The sequence below is a fragment of the Paenibacillus sp. 10L310 genome, assembly GCF_056395745.1.
Genome location: NZ_JBFTKC010000001.1, coordinates 615,697 through 632,204, shown reverse-complemented (window position 1 = coordinate 632,204; position 16,508 = coordinate 615,697). Strand labels below are relative to the sequence as shown.

The following is a 16,508-nucleotide window of genomic DNA, read 5'->3' as shown; positions in this document are numbered from 1 at the left end:
AAAAAGAAGGTGATTGTTTGTGTCCTCACCTGTTCTGGGCATTATGACGTTGTACTTAAATGAACATCGCGCTCTTGAAGAACGAAGCGTTTATCGCAGAATGATTCTTGAAGGGCGCAAGCGGGGACTCGATATCTATGTATTCACACCAGCCGACGTACACCCCGGCGGCAAACAAATTGAAGCCATGGTTTTTCATGAAGGAAAAGGCTGGTCCAGGGAGTGGCGATCATTCCCGGACCTGATCTTTGATCGTTGCCGGATTCAGCGTAACCGAAGGTTCCAGCAATTGCTTGCTTTTCGTGAGAAATATGGGCATCTGCTCTTTCTGAACAGGCCACTGCGCAATAAATGGACCATCCACCAGACCCTTTTGCAAAAAGCCAACTTTCGTGAACACCTGCCGGAAACCGCTCTATTTCAGGATATGTCCGATGTAAACCGGATGCTTAAAGTTTCTTCTCTGGTCTATCTCAAACCCATTAATGGCACAGGCGGACGTGGTATTCTGCGCATTGAACGCAGCAGTAGCGAGGCTAATACAGTGCTTGTTCAAGGGCGAGATCAGAAGCGTCGTATCATCACTCCACGTAAAGTTCATTTATCACGACTTGGCGCGTTGCTCCAGCACTGGAACATGAAAGACAAGTATCTTGTACAAAAGGGCATTCAACTTCAGCTTCCGAATGGACGTGTGCATGATTATCGCATGCTCGTTCAGAAGAACGGAGAAGGACAATGGGAGCTTACTGGATGTGCTGGACGCATGGGTGCAGAAAAAAGCGTAACCTCCAATCTGCATGGCGGCGGTCAGGCAATAGCGATGGACCGACTCATGAAGCAATGGATCGAAGATGACGACCTCCGGGCAGAAATTAACACAACTGCAGAGAAATTCGGCATTGATGTTGCTTCGTTTCTGGAAGATACGTATGGGGACCTATGTGAGTTGGCACTGGATTTGGCGATTGACAGAAGCGGGCGTATCTACCTGCTTGAAGTTAACCCCAAACCTGCACGTGAAGTATTCGCTCGCATCGGGGAGCGGGATATCTATTATAAAGCCATCACTCAGCCGCTGGAGTATGCCTTATGGGTATATCGCAACAGACCTCCCGGAACGGCCAGAAAGCCAGCCAGTCCCAAGCCCGTTACGCAAAAATCACCCAGAGTAAAAAGAAAAAATAAAGCCAAGTGAGTGAAGAAAAAGCAGGAGTCTATGTTCGCCAAGTGCGAGCATAGACTCCTGCTTCACTGTTTTTATTTCTGTTCTTTCGACCATTGCAGCGTGTCGTTGTCAATCACAATATACCCTTTTTCCTCACCTTGCACATAAGATAATGCCAATCTCATCAGGTCAGGTTCCAGTAGGCATGTGGTTACACGTGTAACCTGGTCTGTATGATCCGCGGGGAGGCACAACGTCAGAATACCCACTTTACCCGAGAAATCAGTCTTGCCCTGGATGACCGATGTTTCCGACTTGGAACCATACACCTCAGATACCCAGCCGGGCTGCTCTGTCAACGCGAAGGCTCCCTTCCCGATGCCTGCCGTAACCCATTGCATCGTCAGCGTTATGGAAGATGCCTCATAGCTCATATCCGCCGTCATTTCTCCAGCTTCATTCATTCTCAACGCAATATCCGCTTGCGGATGCAGGTGAAAACGTTGCTCCAGAGTATGCTCTGCTTCTGCCTCCAGCCAATCCACAATTAATAGTATAGGGATCTCCACCCCTGCCAGCATCCACCGACGATGTGTAACTGGATCTGGCAAATGTGTATATCCATCCTGTGAAGCATCAATGAAGTGATAGCTGTCATTGCTCTCCCAACGTAGCGTTGTGGCCTGAGCCTCCGGTTCACCCCATTGCTGTGTGGAGAGATAAGGTGTTTGATCCAGACCATCCACCGTGACGGTATTGTGCGCCCGCGTACTTTTGAAATACCGACGCCATTTCCCTTCTTCATACGTATAACGTCCGGTGTCCGTGAAGAAAAGCTGGTTCTTCCACATCCACTCCACATTCAGCGCATCCGCATGTCCGTGTGCTCCGCCCATGGCAGCCGCATCAAAAAAAAGATATTGATACTTGTCCCTCATGACATAATATCCAGTCTGCGGAAAGGCTCGGCTCGACAACACCGGAGAAGAAGAAGCCTGTAGTCTGAGGCATCGCTCATATTTTTCTACACCCAGCAACCAGAGACACTCCGAGCTATCCGTTCCGCGAGCCATCAAATCATCATCGTCCAGGATCGCTCCAAGCAGGGTCAGTCGTTGTCGTCCATCGCCAACCCAATCCGAATCACCAATACCGGTAGACTGATGATCTGGTCGGATCAGCGCCTCAGTAAATGCGGCCATTTGGCGTAGACAGCGGGCATACCATGCCGAGAAAGGATGTCCTGAAATCTCACCCAATCGATAAGGGGTGCCAAACATTTCGATGCTGGCATTGTGGTAATGTGTTGTCAGTTCAACCTGTATCCCTTCTTCACCCAACTGATGCAACAAACACAGCTCAAGACGTTCCATCGCCACTTGACGCCAGTATGGACTTCGCGGGTGCTGGTGGTAGAACGTAGCGATCATGAACAACCCTTGCATATGCATAATGGCATGATTTATTTCCGTGCTGCCGAGGTAACGGCTCAAAAACTCGGCGTGCTCGTCCAGACCTTGTCGAAACTCCGCCTGAAAGCCTTCGTCTATCAGTGAACTCGCTTCCATATATTTATATGCCGATATCCAGGACTGCACACGTAGTCCCGTCTCCAGCAGGCGCCACGGACCGGGTTTTTGAAAGAACACAGCCTCGTCGTAAAACAGATTTACAGGTACCGGGTTTTGCTGTCTCCAGCTACGGAAGTGGTCAATAAATGCTGTTACATATAGCGGATTGCCCTTCATCAGATACGCCTTGCCCAGATCGAGCATATGCCAGTGTCGATTGATGCCCCATGTGAACTCCAGATCATTGGTCGGGTTGTGAAGCCAGTCCACGGGTGTCCCCATCGGAATCCAGCGATTCAGATCGTTGGTATAAGGAACGATAAATTCATTCAGGATGGCACGATTGGCAATCGTGAGCGAATTTCGGGCTTCTTCCGGAAAATGTTTTTCATAATATTGGGCAGCCCGTTGCAGGTCCGTTGCCGAAAGGTAAAAATCGCTCATTGGGACGCCTCAAGAAAATCCTGACGGAACGGGGTAAACACATCCAGAATGACGGAGTCCTCCAGTGCCTTAACCCCATGCGGGACGTTAAAACCGGCATAAAAGCTGTCCCCTGCTTTTAAGATGCGAGTTTCTTCACCGACCTGAACCTCAAAGCTACCTTTGACGATATAACTGACCTGCTCGTGCGCATCATGGGAGTGAACTTCTCCAATACCACCTTTAGCAAAGGTAACCTCCACCATCATTAATGTACCGCCAATACCCAAGATCTTGCGGGAACTCGTTTCGTTCACGATATGTGCATCGATAGACGCATGATTAATAATCATTTTGCTTTTCCCCTTTCCTTGTGAATAAGCGACCGAAGTCGTTAAACCACGGCCGCTATGAACGTTTATTAGTCTTCTGTGGACAATTTACCCTGAAGTTTGGAAGAATCAAACGAAGGATCAGCAGTTATGTTGGTCAGCCCTGCCGCTTTGGTTTTCTCCAGAGCTGCATTATACCTTGTATCCAGATCCTTGATCACAGCATCGAGATCGCCACCCGTGAATACAAAGATTGAAAAAGCCTCACCCCATTTGGTGCCTTCCAGTGAACTCTCGGTCACCACACTTGGATTTGCCGGGAAAATGGCATCATATCGTTTGGGCAGGAAACCTTCAATGCCCGGAATGCTTGGTTTTTTGTCAGAGCTTAATACAGCAGGAATCAGTGAGATTCCGTATCCTTTTTCGTAATACTCACTCTGAAGATCTGTGCTGTACACATACTGCATAAACTTCCATGCCGCTTCCTTGTTGGCAGAATCTGCATTGATGCCGATGTAGGAGCCCCCGATGACTTGTGAAGCGCCCTTGATCGTTCCATCATTAGTTGGTACAGGAGCGGCTGCCCAATTTTCTTTTGTAGGAAACTGATCTTTATATACACCTGGTTCACCGGAGTGGTTAATGTACATTCCGATTTTGCCTTGAGCAAACTGGGCTCTGAGTGGATCGATGTCCAGACTTTCAACCCCTGGCAGCATGCTGCCATCCTGATTCATCTGACGAAGCGCCATTGCGATATCCTTGTACATCCCAAAATCAAATTGACCAGTCTTGTAGTTGTAACCATCAATACCAACATTATTGCTTGCACCTGCAATCGTATTGGCTGCTCTCCAGAAGCCGCTGCTGCTCTTGAATGGGCTGGCAAAGCCATAGATGCCTTCACTTTTACCAACTTCGGTAATTTTTTTGGCATCCGCAACCATCTCAGCCAACGTTTTTGGCGGACTCTCGATCCCTGCCTTTTTGAAAATATCTTTGTTATACACAAGCCGCCAGACCTGCCCTGTATTGGGGAGGGAATATATTTTTCCATCAATCGTGTTTTTATTTTCAATCAAGCTGTCTTTAAATACGGCCTTCATCTCATCACTCATGTATCCATCGATCGGGGCGAGATACCCCTTCTGATAATACGTCTGAAAATCATTAACTTGCAGCACATCGGGTGCCTGCTTGCTGGCAAAAGCAATATCGACCGCCTGTGGATAGTTGTCCCCCATCACGGTCATCTCCACTTCAATGTTGTCCTTGTTCGTCCGGTTGAACTCATCGATCTTGGATTTCATAAAATCAGCATCATGGCGGTCCGGTGTCCAATATATGATTTTGGTTTTCCCTCCGGCACTCTCCCCGCTGGTCCCCGATTCGCTATTTGCCGAAGTACCACTGTCAGCAGAACAACCTGCCAAACTTAGCGCCAGCAATGCACTTAGCGTAGTCACCATCCACTTTTTAACCATTGATATGCCCCCTTATGCTTGTCTGGACAACCCGTTTGGTTATCCGTTAACGTAATGATAATCGCTACGCTTTCATGGAGGTGAGGGACATTCTGACTTTGCATGGTGGGAAAAATGACGATCCGTATCTGTTTTCAGTTCTCATACATTTGCCTGAAGCAGGTTGGCGTCATGCCGCAATATTTCTTGAACAAACCGCTGAAATAAGGCCTGTCCTCATAACCCAGCCTCTGGCAGATCTCTTGCACCTGTACACCTGCAACCAGCAATTCTTTGGCCTTTTCCATCCTCATCTTAGTAATATATTGAATTGGCGTTATGCCCGTTTCCTTTTTGAAGGCATTGGCAAAGTAACTTGGACTTAAATGTACGGATTGGGCACAGGCATGCAGCGTCAGATTTTCTGCAAGATTCAGACTGATATATTCCTGTGCTTTGCTAATGGCCTGTTTGACATCGGTGAGACGTTTTTTGTCCATAATCTCGCAACCCATACTGCTAAAATGTTTGATATATCCCCTCCAGCCCTCAAACGTCAAGGATCGCATCGCCTCAAGCACCGTCAGGTCGGCCTCCAGACGCAAGCGTTCCTCTGCTGTAATCTCATCACAAAAAGCACGGTAGATGGCAAAAGCCAGTCCAGACAGCAAACGAATCATCGTGAGCGGCTCGGGAAAACCTTCGGAAACCTGCCATTCTTCGAGAATTTCATCAATGATGCGGTGACAGGTGCTCTCATTACCACATTTCAGTGCGTAAAAAAGCTCTTTCTCCTTCTCCAAAGGATACACCGGAGCCACACATGCCTGATTCTCCAGTTCAGCATACTGGAGGATGCAATTTCCTTCACTGTAAAAACGATAGGATATCGCCTGATCTGCATGTGCGTAGGACGTCCAGATTTCCTGTGGTCTGTGGGCAATCGTACCCACACCAATCGAGACTGTTTTTTTGCTGAATCGCTCCACATTTTGGCGGCATTGCTCCAGTAGCTCGGAGACGTCGATCTGGCTTGGTGTGTTCAATATGGCTGCAAGCCGGTATCGGTTTTCCCGTAAAACAACGCCCTTGGTATAACGGTTTATGGTTTCTCCCACAATATTTTGGACCGCAAAAGGAACGATTTCGGCATCCAGATGCATCGTGTATCCATATCGCGTATAACCATCCACCTCAATGACCATGACGAGAAGATTGGAGGAATCGAGATCAATCTGCAGCTCATTCCAGCGACTTTCATTCAGGAAACCCCCGATTTCATGACGCAACAAGCCCAGTAGATAGCTGTGACGCTCATACTGGCTACTGCTCTCCACCTTCTGCTCCAACTGTTCCAACTGCTTGCACTGTGCCTGCTCTTCCGTAATTACCTGTCTTACCTTCAACACCGCACCGAGTATTTCTTCAGGGGTAAACGGTTTGAGTAAATAATCGGATGCACCAAGCTTAATGGCCTCCTGTGCATATTGGAAATCCGAATAACCACTGATGAAAATAAATTTGGCTCGCAGTCCGGCATCCAATGCCCGCTTCATTAGCTCCAGCCCGCTCAGCTTGGGCATCCTGATATCACTAATCACGATGTCGGGTTGCTGCTCCAGCAACAAGGACCAACCGCGCTCTCCATTGCCCGCCGTGCCTACAATCCGAACCTGATGATCTTCCCACGGAATAGTTGAAGATATGCCCTTTACAACTGCCTGGATATCATCCATAACACACATCGTCAATTGGCCCATACTGCCCCTCCTCAGGTGATCGGAATCGTGATAACAACCGTTGTTCCCACATCTGTACTGCTATGAAATACAATGGAGGCCACATCCCCATAGTGCAGGCTTAATCTGCCATGGAGATTGGATAGGGCATAACCTTTGCGTCCCCCGTCAGGAACATCCTCAGCATAGATGCTGGCTACATCCATCCCACATCCATTGTCAGCCACCTCCAGCCGTAGTGTGTCACCCTGACGATCAATGCGGATGATGATAACGCCCAAATCTTCTTTATCATTGAATCCATGCAGGATGGAATTCTCCACCAAGGGCTGGAGTAATATTTTTAAAATATCAACAGCGTAACAAGAGGGGTCCCCCACCTCAATCCGATAAACGAACAGATCCTCGTAACATTTTTGCTGAAGCTGCATGTATTGTTCGACATGTTTGATCTCCTGCTCCACACTGGTGATGTCTTTCCCATCATTCAGTCCCAGACGGAATAATAAGGATAAGGAGACAATCATCTCACTTACATCCTTCTTCTCTCCGCTCTCACTTTTCCAGAACATCGTATTAAGCGTATTGTAGAGGAAATGAGGATCAACCTGCGCCTGAAGCGCCTTGACTTCAAACCGCCGTTTGTCTTGCTCCGTTGTCCGTATTTCTTCAAACAGAATCTGAATCTGATCCAACATCCGATTGAAACGATGCCCTACAGCGCTAACTTCATCGTCATACTTGCTGCGAAACCGTACATCCAGGTCATTGGACTCCACCTCAACCATCAGGCGTCGCAGTTTGTTAAGTGGCTTCAGCAGAGCGGAGGCCACCAGGCTGGACAACCCGAGTGCAAGCAAAATGCAAAACAACATGATCAGGATAATCAGCCAGCGTATCTTTTGGAGGGGGGACAACAAGTCAGCCTTGGACTGTACACTTACCATGACCCAATCCTCGTTCATCGACAATGCCGAATAGTTAACAAGCATGTCCTCCCCCTGATCGTTCCTGTAGGTAAAATCCCCAGCATCGCCACGGCTAAACTGTTGGGTAAAGTCAGGCTCCATAATGAAATCGTAATTTCGGGACCTGGGCCGAATGACTTCATTTCCGTTTTTGTGCAACAAAAACAGTTGAATCTGGTTATTCATGAGATCCTGCGTCAGAATGTCTCGCATCGCCTCTTCCTTCATATTGACGACCATATATACATTCGAATAGGTATGATTATCGATCACAATAGGTTTGAGCAACAGAGATAACACATTTCCTTGGGATTGGAACAATTGACTCTGATGTGAACCAAACCACATCGTATTCCAGCCTTGCAGCTTCACGTAGCGTCCGTATTCCCTGTCGAATGAGTTATTGCGATTCGGAAAGTCTTTGGTCGAGAAAAAATCACCGATGGGTGTTGTCAGATATGCAGTATCAATCAGTGGCTCTACGAGCTTCAATTGAGCAAACGATGTTTGCAGCAGCGAGAGATTCTGATAATAATGAGATGTGTTATTTTTTCCCACGTCCTTCATGACCTGGGTGAACGTTTCATTGAGCATAAAAGAAAAAGAGGATACAACAATGTGCCTTAGATGTTCATCCATAACCTGCACTGATTTGTTCAGAATGCTTTGTTTCAGTTCAAGTGCATTCTGTTCAATGCTTCGTGCAGCAAAGAGATAAGAGCATATCCCGGTCACACTGATGCATAAGACAACGAGAAAAATGTACAGCAGCTGTATTCTTTTTTTCAGGGACATTTTATAAAAGTCGAATATCATCGGCGCTCGCTCCTTGAACACGGCTTGGCCCGTCCGCTGTGAATTAAAATGAGTATAGCACAGTGGAATAACCCGTAAAACCGTTTCCATGATTGTGCTCACGCCTATCCTTTCACAGCTCCCAAGGTCACCTGCATGAATGATTTGTTGGCAAAAATATAAACGATGAGCAGTGGCAAAATGGACAGACAGGCTCCGGCCATCATCAATTGGACCTCAGCTGCAGCTCCAATGCCATATCGCAGATTAGCCAGCCCAACCGGCAAAGTCTGCAAGTCCGGATTGCTCATAGTGAACACAAAAGGAAGAATATATTCATTCCATGAACTCTGAAATACACCCAGACCTGCAACGGCGAGTCCGGGGCGCAGGAGAGGAAGAATAATTCGCCAGTATATGGTGAAGAAATTACAGCCATCAATCATCGCCGCTTCATCCAGTTCGCGCGGAATGCTCTTGAAGAAACCAATCAGAATAAAGTATGTGGCAGCGTGTGCGCTGATCAGTATAATAATAACGCCCCACAACGTGGTATTCAGCCCCAGCTTGACCATGAGGTCAAATTGCGGACGCAGCACAACCGCGCCTATGGAAATAAACAGAGTAGATGCCATGAGCAGGGTGTACCCCTTTTTCCCTTTGAAATTCACTCGATCCACAGCGTAGGCAGACATCGAAGCTACCAGCAGTGTGCCAACTGTTGTACTGATGCTAACAAACACGCTGTTCATCGTAAAACCCGAAAAATTGGCGCTTTTCCAAGCCTGAGCATAGTTGGAGAACTGCCAAATCTTCGGCCAGATGGTAGCTCCTCCGGTCAATTCCTGGTTTGTTTTGAAGGAACCGAGTAATACAAGTATGATGGGGAACAGCGACAGCAGAGCGATTGCGATCAAAAACAACCAAAGTACCGTTCGTTTGGTCCAGCGAATGAGTTGGGGAGACCCTGAGGGCGCAAGTACGTTTTGAGTCATCATCGTTTCCTCCTGATTCATTTTATACGTGTTCAAAAAGTTTGTTTTCAGTTTAATAGACATCATTGAGCTTTTTGGATATACGGAAATAAATGAGCGTCACAGCCCCTACGATGAGAGCCGTTGTAAAACCGACTGCACTGCCATAACCGAGCTGCTGGAGTGATTGTGTGTCAGCCGACACGGGAAACAACAGTTTGAACAAATACAGATACATCACCTCTGTTTTGCCATACGGCCCCCCTTCGGTCAGCACCATAATACTCTCGTAACCTTTCAGCGCCGTGGTAATTGCCAGCATGATGATCATCTGCAAGACAGGACCCAGCAACGGAATCGTTACATTTCGCAGTTTCTGAAACTCACTCGCTCCATCCAGCGATGCCGCCTCATATAACTCTTCAGGAATGCTCTGTAGACCGGCAATGAACAACAACATATAGTTGCCCACAGCCCCCCAGATGGCGATGATGATGGTTGTTAGCATGGCATGTTCAGCCCCCAGCCAGCTAATAGGTTCGGAGATCACATGATACTTAAGCAGCAATTGGTTCAATATTCCGTTATAGGAGTTGAAAATAATAAAGAATACAATCGCCATGACCGAAGCGCTAAAAATAGTGGGAAGATAATAGATCGCCCTAAAGAGGGATCGCCCTCTCCATTTGCGATTCAGAATAATCGCCAAAGTTAACGACAGTGGAATCGTAACGACGAGTTTGCCCAGGGCATACACACCCGTGTTGCCTACTGAATCCCAGAATTGCCCGTCACGCAAAATGCGTCCAAAATTATCAAGCCCGATGAAGACAGGCGTCCCGATGCCTTGATAATCATAGAACATGTAACGCAGCGCCCATAACAGCGGATAGATCCCGAATACAACAGTTAAAAAAAGACTTGGAAAGATGAACATATAGGCATGTATTTTGGATGGTTTCACCAGAATCGGACCCCCTATAGCTTTTGAATGAAGTATAGAGGGAATATGGAGGAAAGCGGGATAGGGAAATCAACTTTCTACAGGGGAGAATGTGACTGCATGACCAAACAAAAAAACCTGTATTCAACGAATTTCCGTTGAGTCTACAGGTTCATATCATGTGGTTCGTAATCTTAAATCTCAGTAAACGTATACAGCGTAGAGGCTACTCTGCTTCATCATACAGACGCAGCAGTTCTGTAAAATCAGAGATGAGTACATCTGAGCCTGCAAGCTCCTCATCACGACCAAACCCGGCATAGGCACAGCCGATGACCGCCTGACCGTTCATTTTACCAGCTTCCACATCAGAAGAGCGATCCCCCACCATCCATGCGTCCTGAATACGATGTTTCTCAAGCAGGATCTGCACCAGATTAATCTTGGAAGGAGTCTTGTACTGGCCTGCACTGTATACCCCTTCAAAGAAAGGCATAATCTCGTGTGCAAACGCCACACCCTTCACATAGTCCTCCAGCCCGTTACTTGCGACAAAAAGACGCACTCCTTGTTGTTTTAATGATTGCAGTGTTTCTTTCACCCCAGGATACAATTGAGAACTTCCTTGATCAAGCCCCTCAATCTCCAGTTGAAGCAACAGTTCGTCTGCCCGGCGATGTGCCGCTTCCGACGCCTCAGGCATAACCACTTTCCATATATCTTCGAGCAACATGCCCAAACTTCCCAGCATCCGTTCCTCGGGTGGAGTTTCTCCTTCAAAGTGCCCTTCGGCACGCAATGTATCAAATAGTTGCTGGTAAGCTGGCAACAACAGGGTCTCTGTCTGGAACAGCGTACCATCCATGTCAAAAATCATCGCTTCCGGTTTGAGCAATACCTTCTCTTTATTCATGTCCAATGTTCCTTTCGGATTGGGATATTGTATATGTAATTGGAATCGTTCCCTTCCCATGATAAACATAACGTTTGAACGTGTAAACCAACGATTGTAAAACATCATCAACCCCAACCTTATACAGCATTAACCAAACGTTATATTGTAGTTAAACAAACTATATACAAAAGAAGTTTCTTTACGTATAATACTAAAAAATAGTGCTTTAGACACCTAATCTAAAGACCTACAATTATCACATTTCCGTTTTTTCGACAACTACATATACCCCATAGAGAGGAATAACAAACATGAAAAAGCGAAAGACCTTTAAGATTTTTTATAAGATCGGATTAGGATATTTACTCGTACTGGCTGTACTGGCTGGTTGCATCCTGCTGATTCAGAACAGCACAAGTCAGCTCCAACGGGAACTGGATTTTCTGGTCGATCACGATATGAGGGTACATGCCCTCACCTATGAACTCGAAAGAAACATGGTAGATATGGAAACAGGTCAACGCGGATACATCATCACGGGTCAGGACAACTATCTCGATCCCTACACCCAAGGAAAAGAGCAACTTATTACACTCAGAGATGAACTTGCTGCTTTAATTTCGGATAATCCGGCTCAACTTGCACTTTTGGAAGACATACATACTAATATGGAGAACTGGGTCCAGGTCGCTGGTGAACCTATGGTCGCCCTTCGCCAAGCCAATAATACACAGGCCATTCGAGATTTTTTCGCAGATGATCCAGGTAAAAGAGACATGGACCAGATTCGGACTGCTCTCGATACGTTTCGAACCAACGAGCATACGTTAACCGATAACCGTGCAAAAGCACTGAAGCAAAAAAACACAATACTGAACTTGGAACTGTATGGGGCACTTATCGTTGTGGCCATTATCTCGTTCATCACTGCTTTGGTCCTGTCACGTGCCATTGTTAGAAACATTCGTACCGTAAAGCAGGCATTAAATGACATCGGTTCTTCCAATGGCGACCTGACACTGAGAATCGCTACGCCAATGAAAGACGAAACTCGTGAACTCGCGGAGGCGGCCAATACAATGCTCACTGGTTTGCAGCAAATGATGCTGGACGTTCAGAGCAATGCCATGATTCTGAGCACAGCTTCGGATCGATTGGATAAAGGGGTGGCCGATAGCCATCTTGCAGGAAAAGAAGTTGCCACTGCCATGGAACGTGTCGCTGAAGGCGCTGATGAACAGGTTGCTCTTACGCAAACCATGGTAGCTGCGATGCAGCAATCCCTCAACGGGCTTAATCGTGTCGCCTCCTCGGCAAGTGATGTGGCAGGCCGTGCAGTTCGTACCGAATCCATTGCTGTGGATGGGCAACAGCGCATTGATAATGCTGTAGGTAAAATGAGTTCCATTGAGCAATCCTTCCTCTCTGTACAGGAAGCCATTAATGAAATTTCGAAGATGTCTGATCAAGTGATCAACATTGCAGATTCAATGTCGGGTATTGCGAGACAAACCAATCTGCTTGCACTTAACGCCGGAATCGAAGCTGCCCGCGCTGGGGATAATGGACGCGGCTTCGCTGTCGTTGCCGCGGAAATCCGTAATCTTGCAGACCAAAGTGCAACATCAGCCAAAGAGATTACAAGTATATTGGAAACCGTGGTAGCAGGTGTTCAAAGTACGGTGCAAGTGGTTGATGAGAGCACTCTACATGTGAATGAAGGATTGCGGACCATTGAGGATGCAGGTAATGCTTTTTCAACCATTACTCAGCATATTCATAACCTCAGTGGTGAAGTTCTGGAGGTATCTGCTGTTGTCGAGGAGTTAACTTCCGGTAGTGAGGCTGTGATGAAGTCCATTAATGAAGTATCGGCTGTTGTGGAAGATACTGCATCAGCTACAGAAGAAGTATCTGCGATGACGGAGGAACAACTTGCTTCTCTGCAGGAAATGTCTGACACGTCCAAGCAGTTGAATGAAATGTCCGATGCACTTGATCAGCTGGTTAAGCAATTCAAGCTGGCTTGAACTGAATCAACATACTGATCGAGTATCTAAATAGCTGTATCATGAGCATATATCAAAGGAAAAAAGCATCGCAGACAGACTCACCCGAGCCTCTGCGATGCTTCTTTGTGTTAAGGAGAGCTGAATCAGGAAAAGGTACACCGTGCACCTCATATGAAAAAACCTAAGCACTCCTTTTCTTATCTCGATTGTTCTGTGTTCCGTAGCGCTTCCAGTACCAATTGTGCCTGATACCCATCGTTAAAATCATATATCTTAGCTGGTTTGCCCTGTATACGGGCAATGACATGTTTAAGAACCGGCAATTCACTGGCGGATTCAAGCACTTCCACTGGAGAAAGTGGCTGTCCCACCAGGCCCGTCTTCAATTCTTCCCAATTTTCCAAGGCAATCGTGCCCTTCGCACCGTACACCACCATGGATACACGTTCTTCTCCGGCAAATTGAGAGATGCCGTTCAGCTGAATTCGGGTTCCGTCTTCCAGTTCCATTGCAGCCTGTACTTCTAGTTCACAGTCACCATTCTCAGGATATTGAACCTGAGTGCTAACAACCCGGATGGCACCAAACACCTTTTGAATCATATGAATCCAGTGAATCCCCACTTCAAGAATAAATCCACCCTGTTCCCGGCTCGTAATCCATGCATTCTGTTGCCATGATCGTGGCCACTGCGGGAATTGCAAAATGAGATCTATTTTGCGAATTGTCCCCACTGTACCCTGCTCAATCATCTCTTGCAACTTCAGCACGGAAGGTTCATGCGGCATCGAGAAATGGATGGCATGAACAACGCCCGCCTGCTCTGCTGCATCCAGCATCTTTTTGGCTTCTTCTACACTATTGGCAAGTGGTTTCTCACAGAATACATGAATTTTGCGCTCCAGCGCTTCCATGACAACCGGATAATGAAATTTCGGAGGAACTGCAATATACAGCAGATCAATCTGATGTTCATTCATCAATTGCTTGTAATCCGTATATGTCCTAACTCCCCGATGAGAAGCTGCAAAAGACGCCAAACCTTCCTCATTCGCATCACACACCGCTACAATCTCAATCTCCGTGTCCATCTTGGTATTCTCGATTAGATGAACCATATGTAGTCCCATTTTACCCAGCCCAATCAGAGCCATCTTGATGACTGTCATTCCATCCCCTCCCAATTCCTTTCCAGTATAGCAGAAAGCAAAGAATTGCAAATGCGATGCATTGATACGAAAAAAAATAAACCTCTAGCTTTCAAGTCGCTATTAGAGGCTGAAATTCATCATTTACAGTCATTTTTTTACATTATTTGTAACTTCGTTGTGATTGGGTAATTCGTTGCAGGGATATATAACCAATTATTTTTACTTTATCCAGCAATACTTAAAGCGTTACCAACTTAAGAATCAGGAATTTAGACTCACAAAAACAGGTTGACAAAAAACCACAAAAAAAGATACTCTTCCTAATAACAATGAATATTTCCTCTTACAACCTTAGACTGTAACTTGCATTCAATAAATGGAATATGCGTATGGTTCTAATAACCTATTTCATGAAGCGAGGTGTCCCGCATGAGAACAGTTGCGGACTATTTGGCAGAAACTCTGCGTAATCTAGGCGTTACTCATGTCTTTGGTATTATTGGTAAATCCATCTGTCCTGCTGTACTGAAAATGGTGGATTACGGATTAGAGTTCATTCCAGGCCGTCATGAATCCAGCTCAGGTTTTGCCGCATCCGGTTATGCATTACAGACAGGTAAACTCGGCGTTGCCTTTGCCACATCCGGTCCAGGCGGAACCAATTTGCTTACTGCAGCAGCCCATGCAAAGGCCAACAATCTGCCTGTACTGTTTATTACGGGTCATCAATCCATTCAGGAACTGGGGCTACCCCAGTGTCAGGATTCCTCTTCCTATCTGGCTGATCTGGCTGAAATGTTCAGGCCTGCTACGCTATTCAGCAAACTGGTTGAGCGTGGAGATCACTTCGGAACACTGTTGAATCATGCCCTTTCCATTGCACTCGGCCCTAATAAAGGCCCTGTTCACCTCTGTATTCCTTTTGACGTACAGACCGAATTGTTATCCCAATGCCGGATTGTCATTCCCGAACCGGAACCTCTGCTTAGCGTATCTAATCTGAATCGCATTTTTCCTCTCATTCAACAATCCAATCGCCCTTTAATTATTGCTGGTAAAGGTGTAAGTCGCGCCAGAGCCCATGATGAATTGCTTCAATTGGCCGAATCGTTCAACATTCCCGTCATTACTACTCCTGGTGGAAAAGGAGCGATTGCGTGGGACCATCCCCTGTACCATGGACCTTGTGGTGTTGGAGGTTTCCCACATGCAGACGACATGTTGAACCAAAGTGACCTTTATATCGTACTCGGTTCACGTCTAAGTGACATGACCCTCTGCAATCTGAAGCCTGAACATCACCCGGCACACCTCATTCAATTTGACGCTGATCCTACATTTGTAGGCAAGATTCTGAGCGCTCAAACCTTACATATCACCGGTGATTTGAAGGACAACCTGCAATATTTGCTGGGCACATTAGAAGACCTCCCTACTCCTGTGAGAACCACGGCACCGATGGATTACACTGTCCCTTTACCAGATCTCCCCCAACTGTCTCTGGCTTCTGTACTAGATGGAATGAGCGATCTGCTTCCGTACGATCACAAGCTCTTTGTTGATGATGGCAGCCATGGATTTCATGCGGTTCAGCGATATAAAGTCAAGAAACCAGGCAGCTTTGTGTTTGACGCGTACTTTGCCTGCATGGGGAACGCCATTGGTATGGCGATAGGTGCAAAAGCCGCTTCACCCGGAGAGACCATTGTATGCATCACCGGTGACGGATGTTTCATGATGCTTGGGACGGAGATCAATACTGCGGTATGCAACAATCTGAACGTCATTTTCATTGTCGTTAACAACAAACAACTGGACATGGCACTCAAAGGAATGGAAAAAACAACAGGCAGAATTGATGGCACATTATATGAAGTTCCTATGGATGCTGCCAAATTTGCCGAATCTCTCGGTGCGGTTGCGTTTCGAGCAGAAACTCTTGCTGAATTCTCATCTGCGCTGAACACAGCCCAGACGTTGAATCAGGTAACTGTTATTGAGCTTCTGACCGATCGAGATGAAATTCCACCCACAGCTCACCGCACCGTAAATTTGAATTAGGAGGAGCATA

At 46.7% G+C, this 16,508-nt stretch carries 12 protein-coding genes; 3 read left to right on the top strand and 9 right to left on the bottom strand.

Annotation, left to right across the window (positions count from 1 at the left end; genetic code table 11):
• Positions 1-19: 19 nt before the first annotated feature.
• Positions 20-1,198 carry a YheC/YheD family endospore coat-associated protein gene (locus AC1DE7_RS03200; protein WP_143781262.1) on the top strand — a complete coding sequence of 393 codons (1,179 nt, stop codon included), beginning with the start codon at positions 20-22 and terminating at the stop codon, positions 1,196-1,198.
• A 62-nt stretch (positions 1,199-1,260) separates the two neighbouring features.
• Here the strand turns inward: AC1DE7_RS03200 and AC1DE7_RS03195 are convergent, their stop codons facing one another.
• The 8 genes from AC1DE7_RS03195 to AC1DE7_RS03160 all read right to left on the bottom strand — a co-directional run bounded on the left by AC1DE7_RS03195 (position 1,261) and on the right by AC1DE7_RS03160 (position 11,292).
• Positions 1,261-3,183 carry an alginate lyase family protein gene (locus AC1DE7_RS03195; protein WP_477533726.1) on the bottom strand — a complete coding sequence of 641 codons (1,923 nt, stop codon included), beginning with the start codon at positions 3,181-3,183 and terminating at the stop codon, positions 1,261-1,263.
• A complete protein-coding gene (locus AC1DE7_RS03190) occupies positions 3,180-3,515 on the bottom strand; it encodes a cupin domain-containing protein (RefSeq protein WP_315371345.1) in 336 nt (111 codons plus the stop codon). Before AC1DE7_RS03190 ends, AC1DE7_RS03195 begins: the two co-directional genes overlap by 4 nt.
• A gap of 68 nt (positions 3,516-3,583) precedes the next feature.
• Positions 3,584-4,981 carry an ABC transporter substrate-binding protein gene (locus AC1DE7_RS03185; RefSeq protein WP_477533725.1) on the bottom strand — a complete coding sequence of 466 codons (1,398 nt, stop codon included), beginning with the start codon at positions 4,979-4,981 and terminating at the stop codon, positions 3,584-3,586.
• 134 nt (positions 4,982-5,115) lie between these two features.
• Positions 5,116-6,720 (bottom strand): helix-turn-helix domain-containing protein, encoded by a 1,605-nt coding sequence (locus AC1DE7_RS03180; RefSeq protein ID WP_477533724.1) that lies wholly within the window; start codon positions 6,718-6,720, stop codon positions 5,116-5,118.
• An 11-nt stretch (positions 6,721-6,731) separates the two neighbouring features.
• Positions 6,732-8,573: a sensor histidine kinase gene (locus AC1DE7_RS03175; RefSeq protein WP_477533723.1), complete on the bottom strand. Its 1,842-nt coding sequence runs from the start codon at positions 8,571-8,573 to the stop codon at positions 6,732-6,734.
• A 14-nt stretch (positions 8,574-8,587) separates the two neighbouring features.
• Positions 8,588-9,457, bottom strand: a complete 870-nt coding sequence (locus AC1DE7_RS03170; protein ID WP_101313340.1) for a carbohydrate ABC transporter permease — start codon at positions 9,455-9,457, stop codon at positions 8,588-8,590.
• 52 nt (positions 9,458-9,509) lie between these two features.
• Positions 9,510-10,400, bottom strand: a complete 891-nt coding sequence (locus tag AC1DE7_RS03165) for a carbohydrate ABC transporter permease (RefSeq protein WP_036669926.1) — start codon at positions 10,398-10,400, stop codon at positions 9,510-9,512.
• 205 nt (positions 10,401-10,605) lie between these two features.
• Positions 10,606-11,292 carry an HAD family hydrolase gene (locus AC1DE7_RS03160; protein ID WP_076252725.1) on the bottom strand — a complete coding sequence of 229 codons (687 nt, stop codon included), beginning with the start codon at positions 11,290-11,292 and terminating at the stop codon, positions 10,606-10,608.
• A 293-nt stretch (positions 11,293-11,585) separates the two neighbouring features.
• Here AC1DE7_RS03160 and AC1DE7_RS03155 point away from each other — a divergent pair, with 293 nt between their 5' ends.
• Positions 11,586-13,304 carry a methyl-accepting chemotaxis protein gene (locus tag AC1DE7_RS03155; RefSeq protein WP_477533722.1) on the top strand — a complete coding sequence of 573 codons (1,719 nt, stop codon included), beginning with the start codon at positions 11,586-11,588 and terminating at the stop codon, positions 13,302-13,304.
• A gap of 179 nt (positions 13,305-13,483) precedes the next feature.
• Here the strand turns inward: AC1DE7_RS03155 and AC1DE7_RS03150 are convergent, their stop codons facing one another.
• The gene (locus AC1DE7_RS03150; RefSeq protein ID WP_076327008.1) at positions 13,484-14,455 is read right to left on the bottom strand and encodes a Gfo/Idh/MocA family protein; all 972 of its coding nucleotides are present in this window, start codon (positions 14,453-14,455) and stop codon (positions 13,484-13,486) included.
• Positions 14,456-14,866: 411 nt separating this feature from the next.
• Between AC1DE7_RS03150 and AC1DE7_RS03145 the strand changes: the two genes are divergently transcribed.
• The gene (locus tag AC1DE7_RS03145) at positions 14,867-16,498 is read left to right on the top strand and encodes a thiamine pyrophosphate-binding protein (RefSeq protein ID WP_282322079.1); all 1,632 of its coding nucleotides are present in this window, start codon (positions 14,867-14,869) and stop codon (positions 16,496-16,498) included.
• The last annotated feature ends 10 nt before the right edge of the window (positions 16,499-16,508 follow it).

Coding starts and splice junctions, on each gene's coding strand:
- AC1DE7_RS03145 (WP_282322079.1), top strand. CDS start 14,867: ATGAGAACAGTTGCGGACTATTTGGCAGAAACTCTGCGTAATCTAGGC.
- AC1DE7_RS03195 (WP_477533726.1), bottom strand. CDS start 3,183: ATGAGCGATTTTTACCTTTCGGCAACGGACCTGCAACGGGCTGCCCAA.
- AC1DE7_RS03160 (WP_076252725.1), bottom strand. CDS start 11,292: ATGAATAAAGAGAAGGTATTGCTCAAACCGGAAGCGATGATTTTTGAC.
- AC1DE7_RS03190 (WP_315371345.1), bottom strand. CDS start 3,515: ATGATTATTAATCATGCGTCTATCGATGCACATATCGTGAACGAAACG.
- AC1DE7_RS03150 (WP_076327008.1), bottom strand. CDS start 14,455: ATGACAGTCATCAAGATGGCTCTGATTGGGCTGGGTAAAATGGGACTA.
- AC1DE7_RS03170 (WP_101313340.1), bottom strand. CDS start 9,457: ATGACTCAAAACGTACTTGCGCCCTCAGGGTCTCCCCAACTCATTCGC.
- AC1DE7_RS03185 (WP_477533725.1), bottom strand. CDS start 4,981: ATGGTTAAAAAGTGGATGGTGACTACGCTAAGTGCATTGCTGGCGCTA.
- AC1DE7_RS03155 (WP_477533722.1), top strand. CDS start 11,586: ATGAAAAAGCGAAAGACCTTTAAGATTTTTTATAAGATCGGATTAGGA.
- AC1DE7_RS03180 (WP_477533724.1), bottom strand. CDS start 6,720: ATGGGCCAATTGACGATGTGTGTTATGGATGATATCCAGGCAGTTGTA.
- AC1DE7_RS03175 (WP_477533723.1), bottom strand. CDS start 8,573: ATGGAAACGGTTTTACGGGTTATTCCACTGTGCTATACTCATTTTAAT.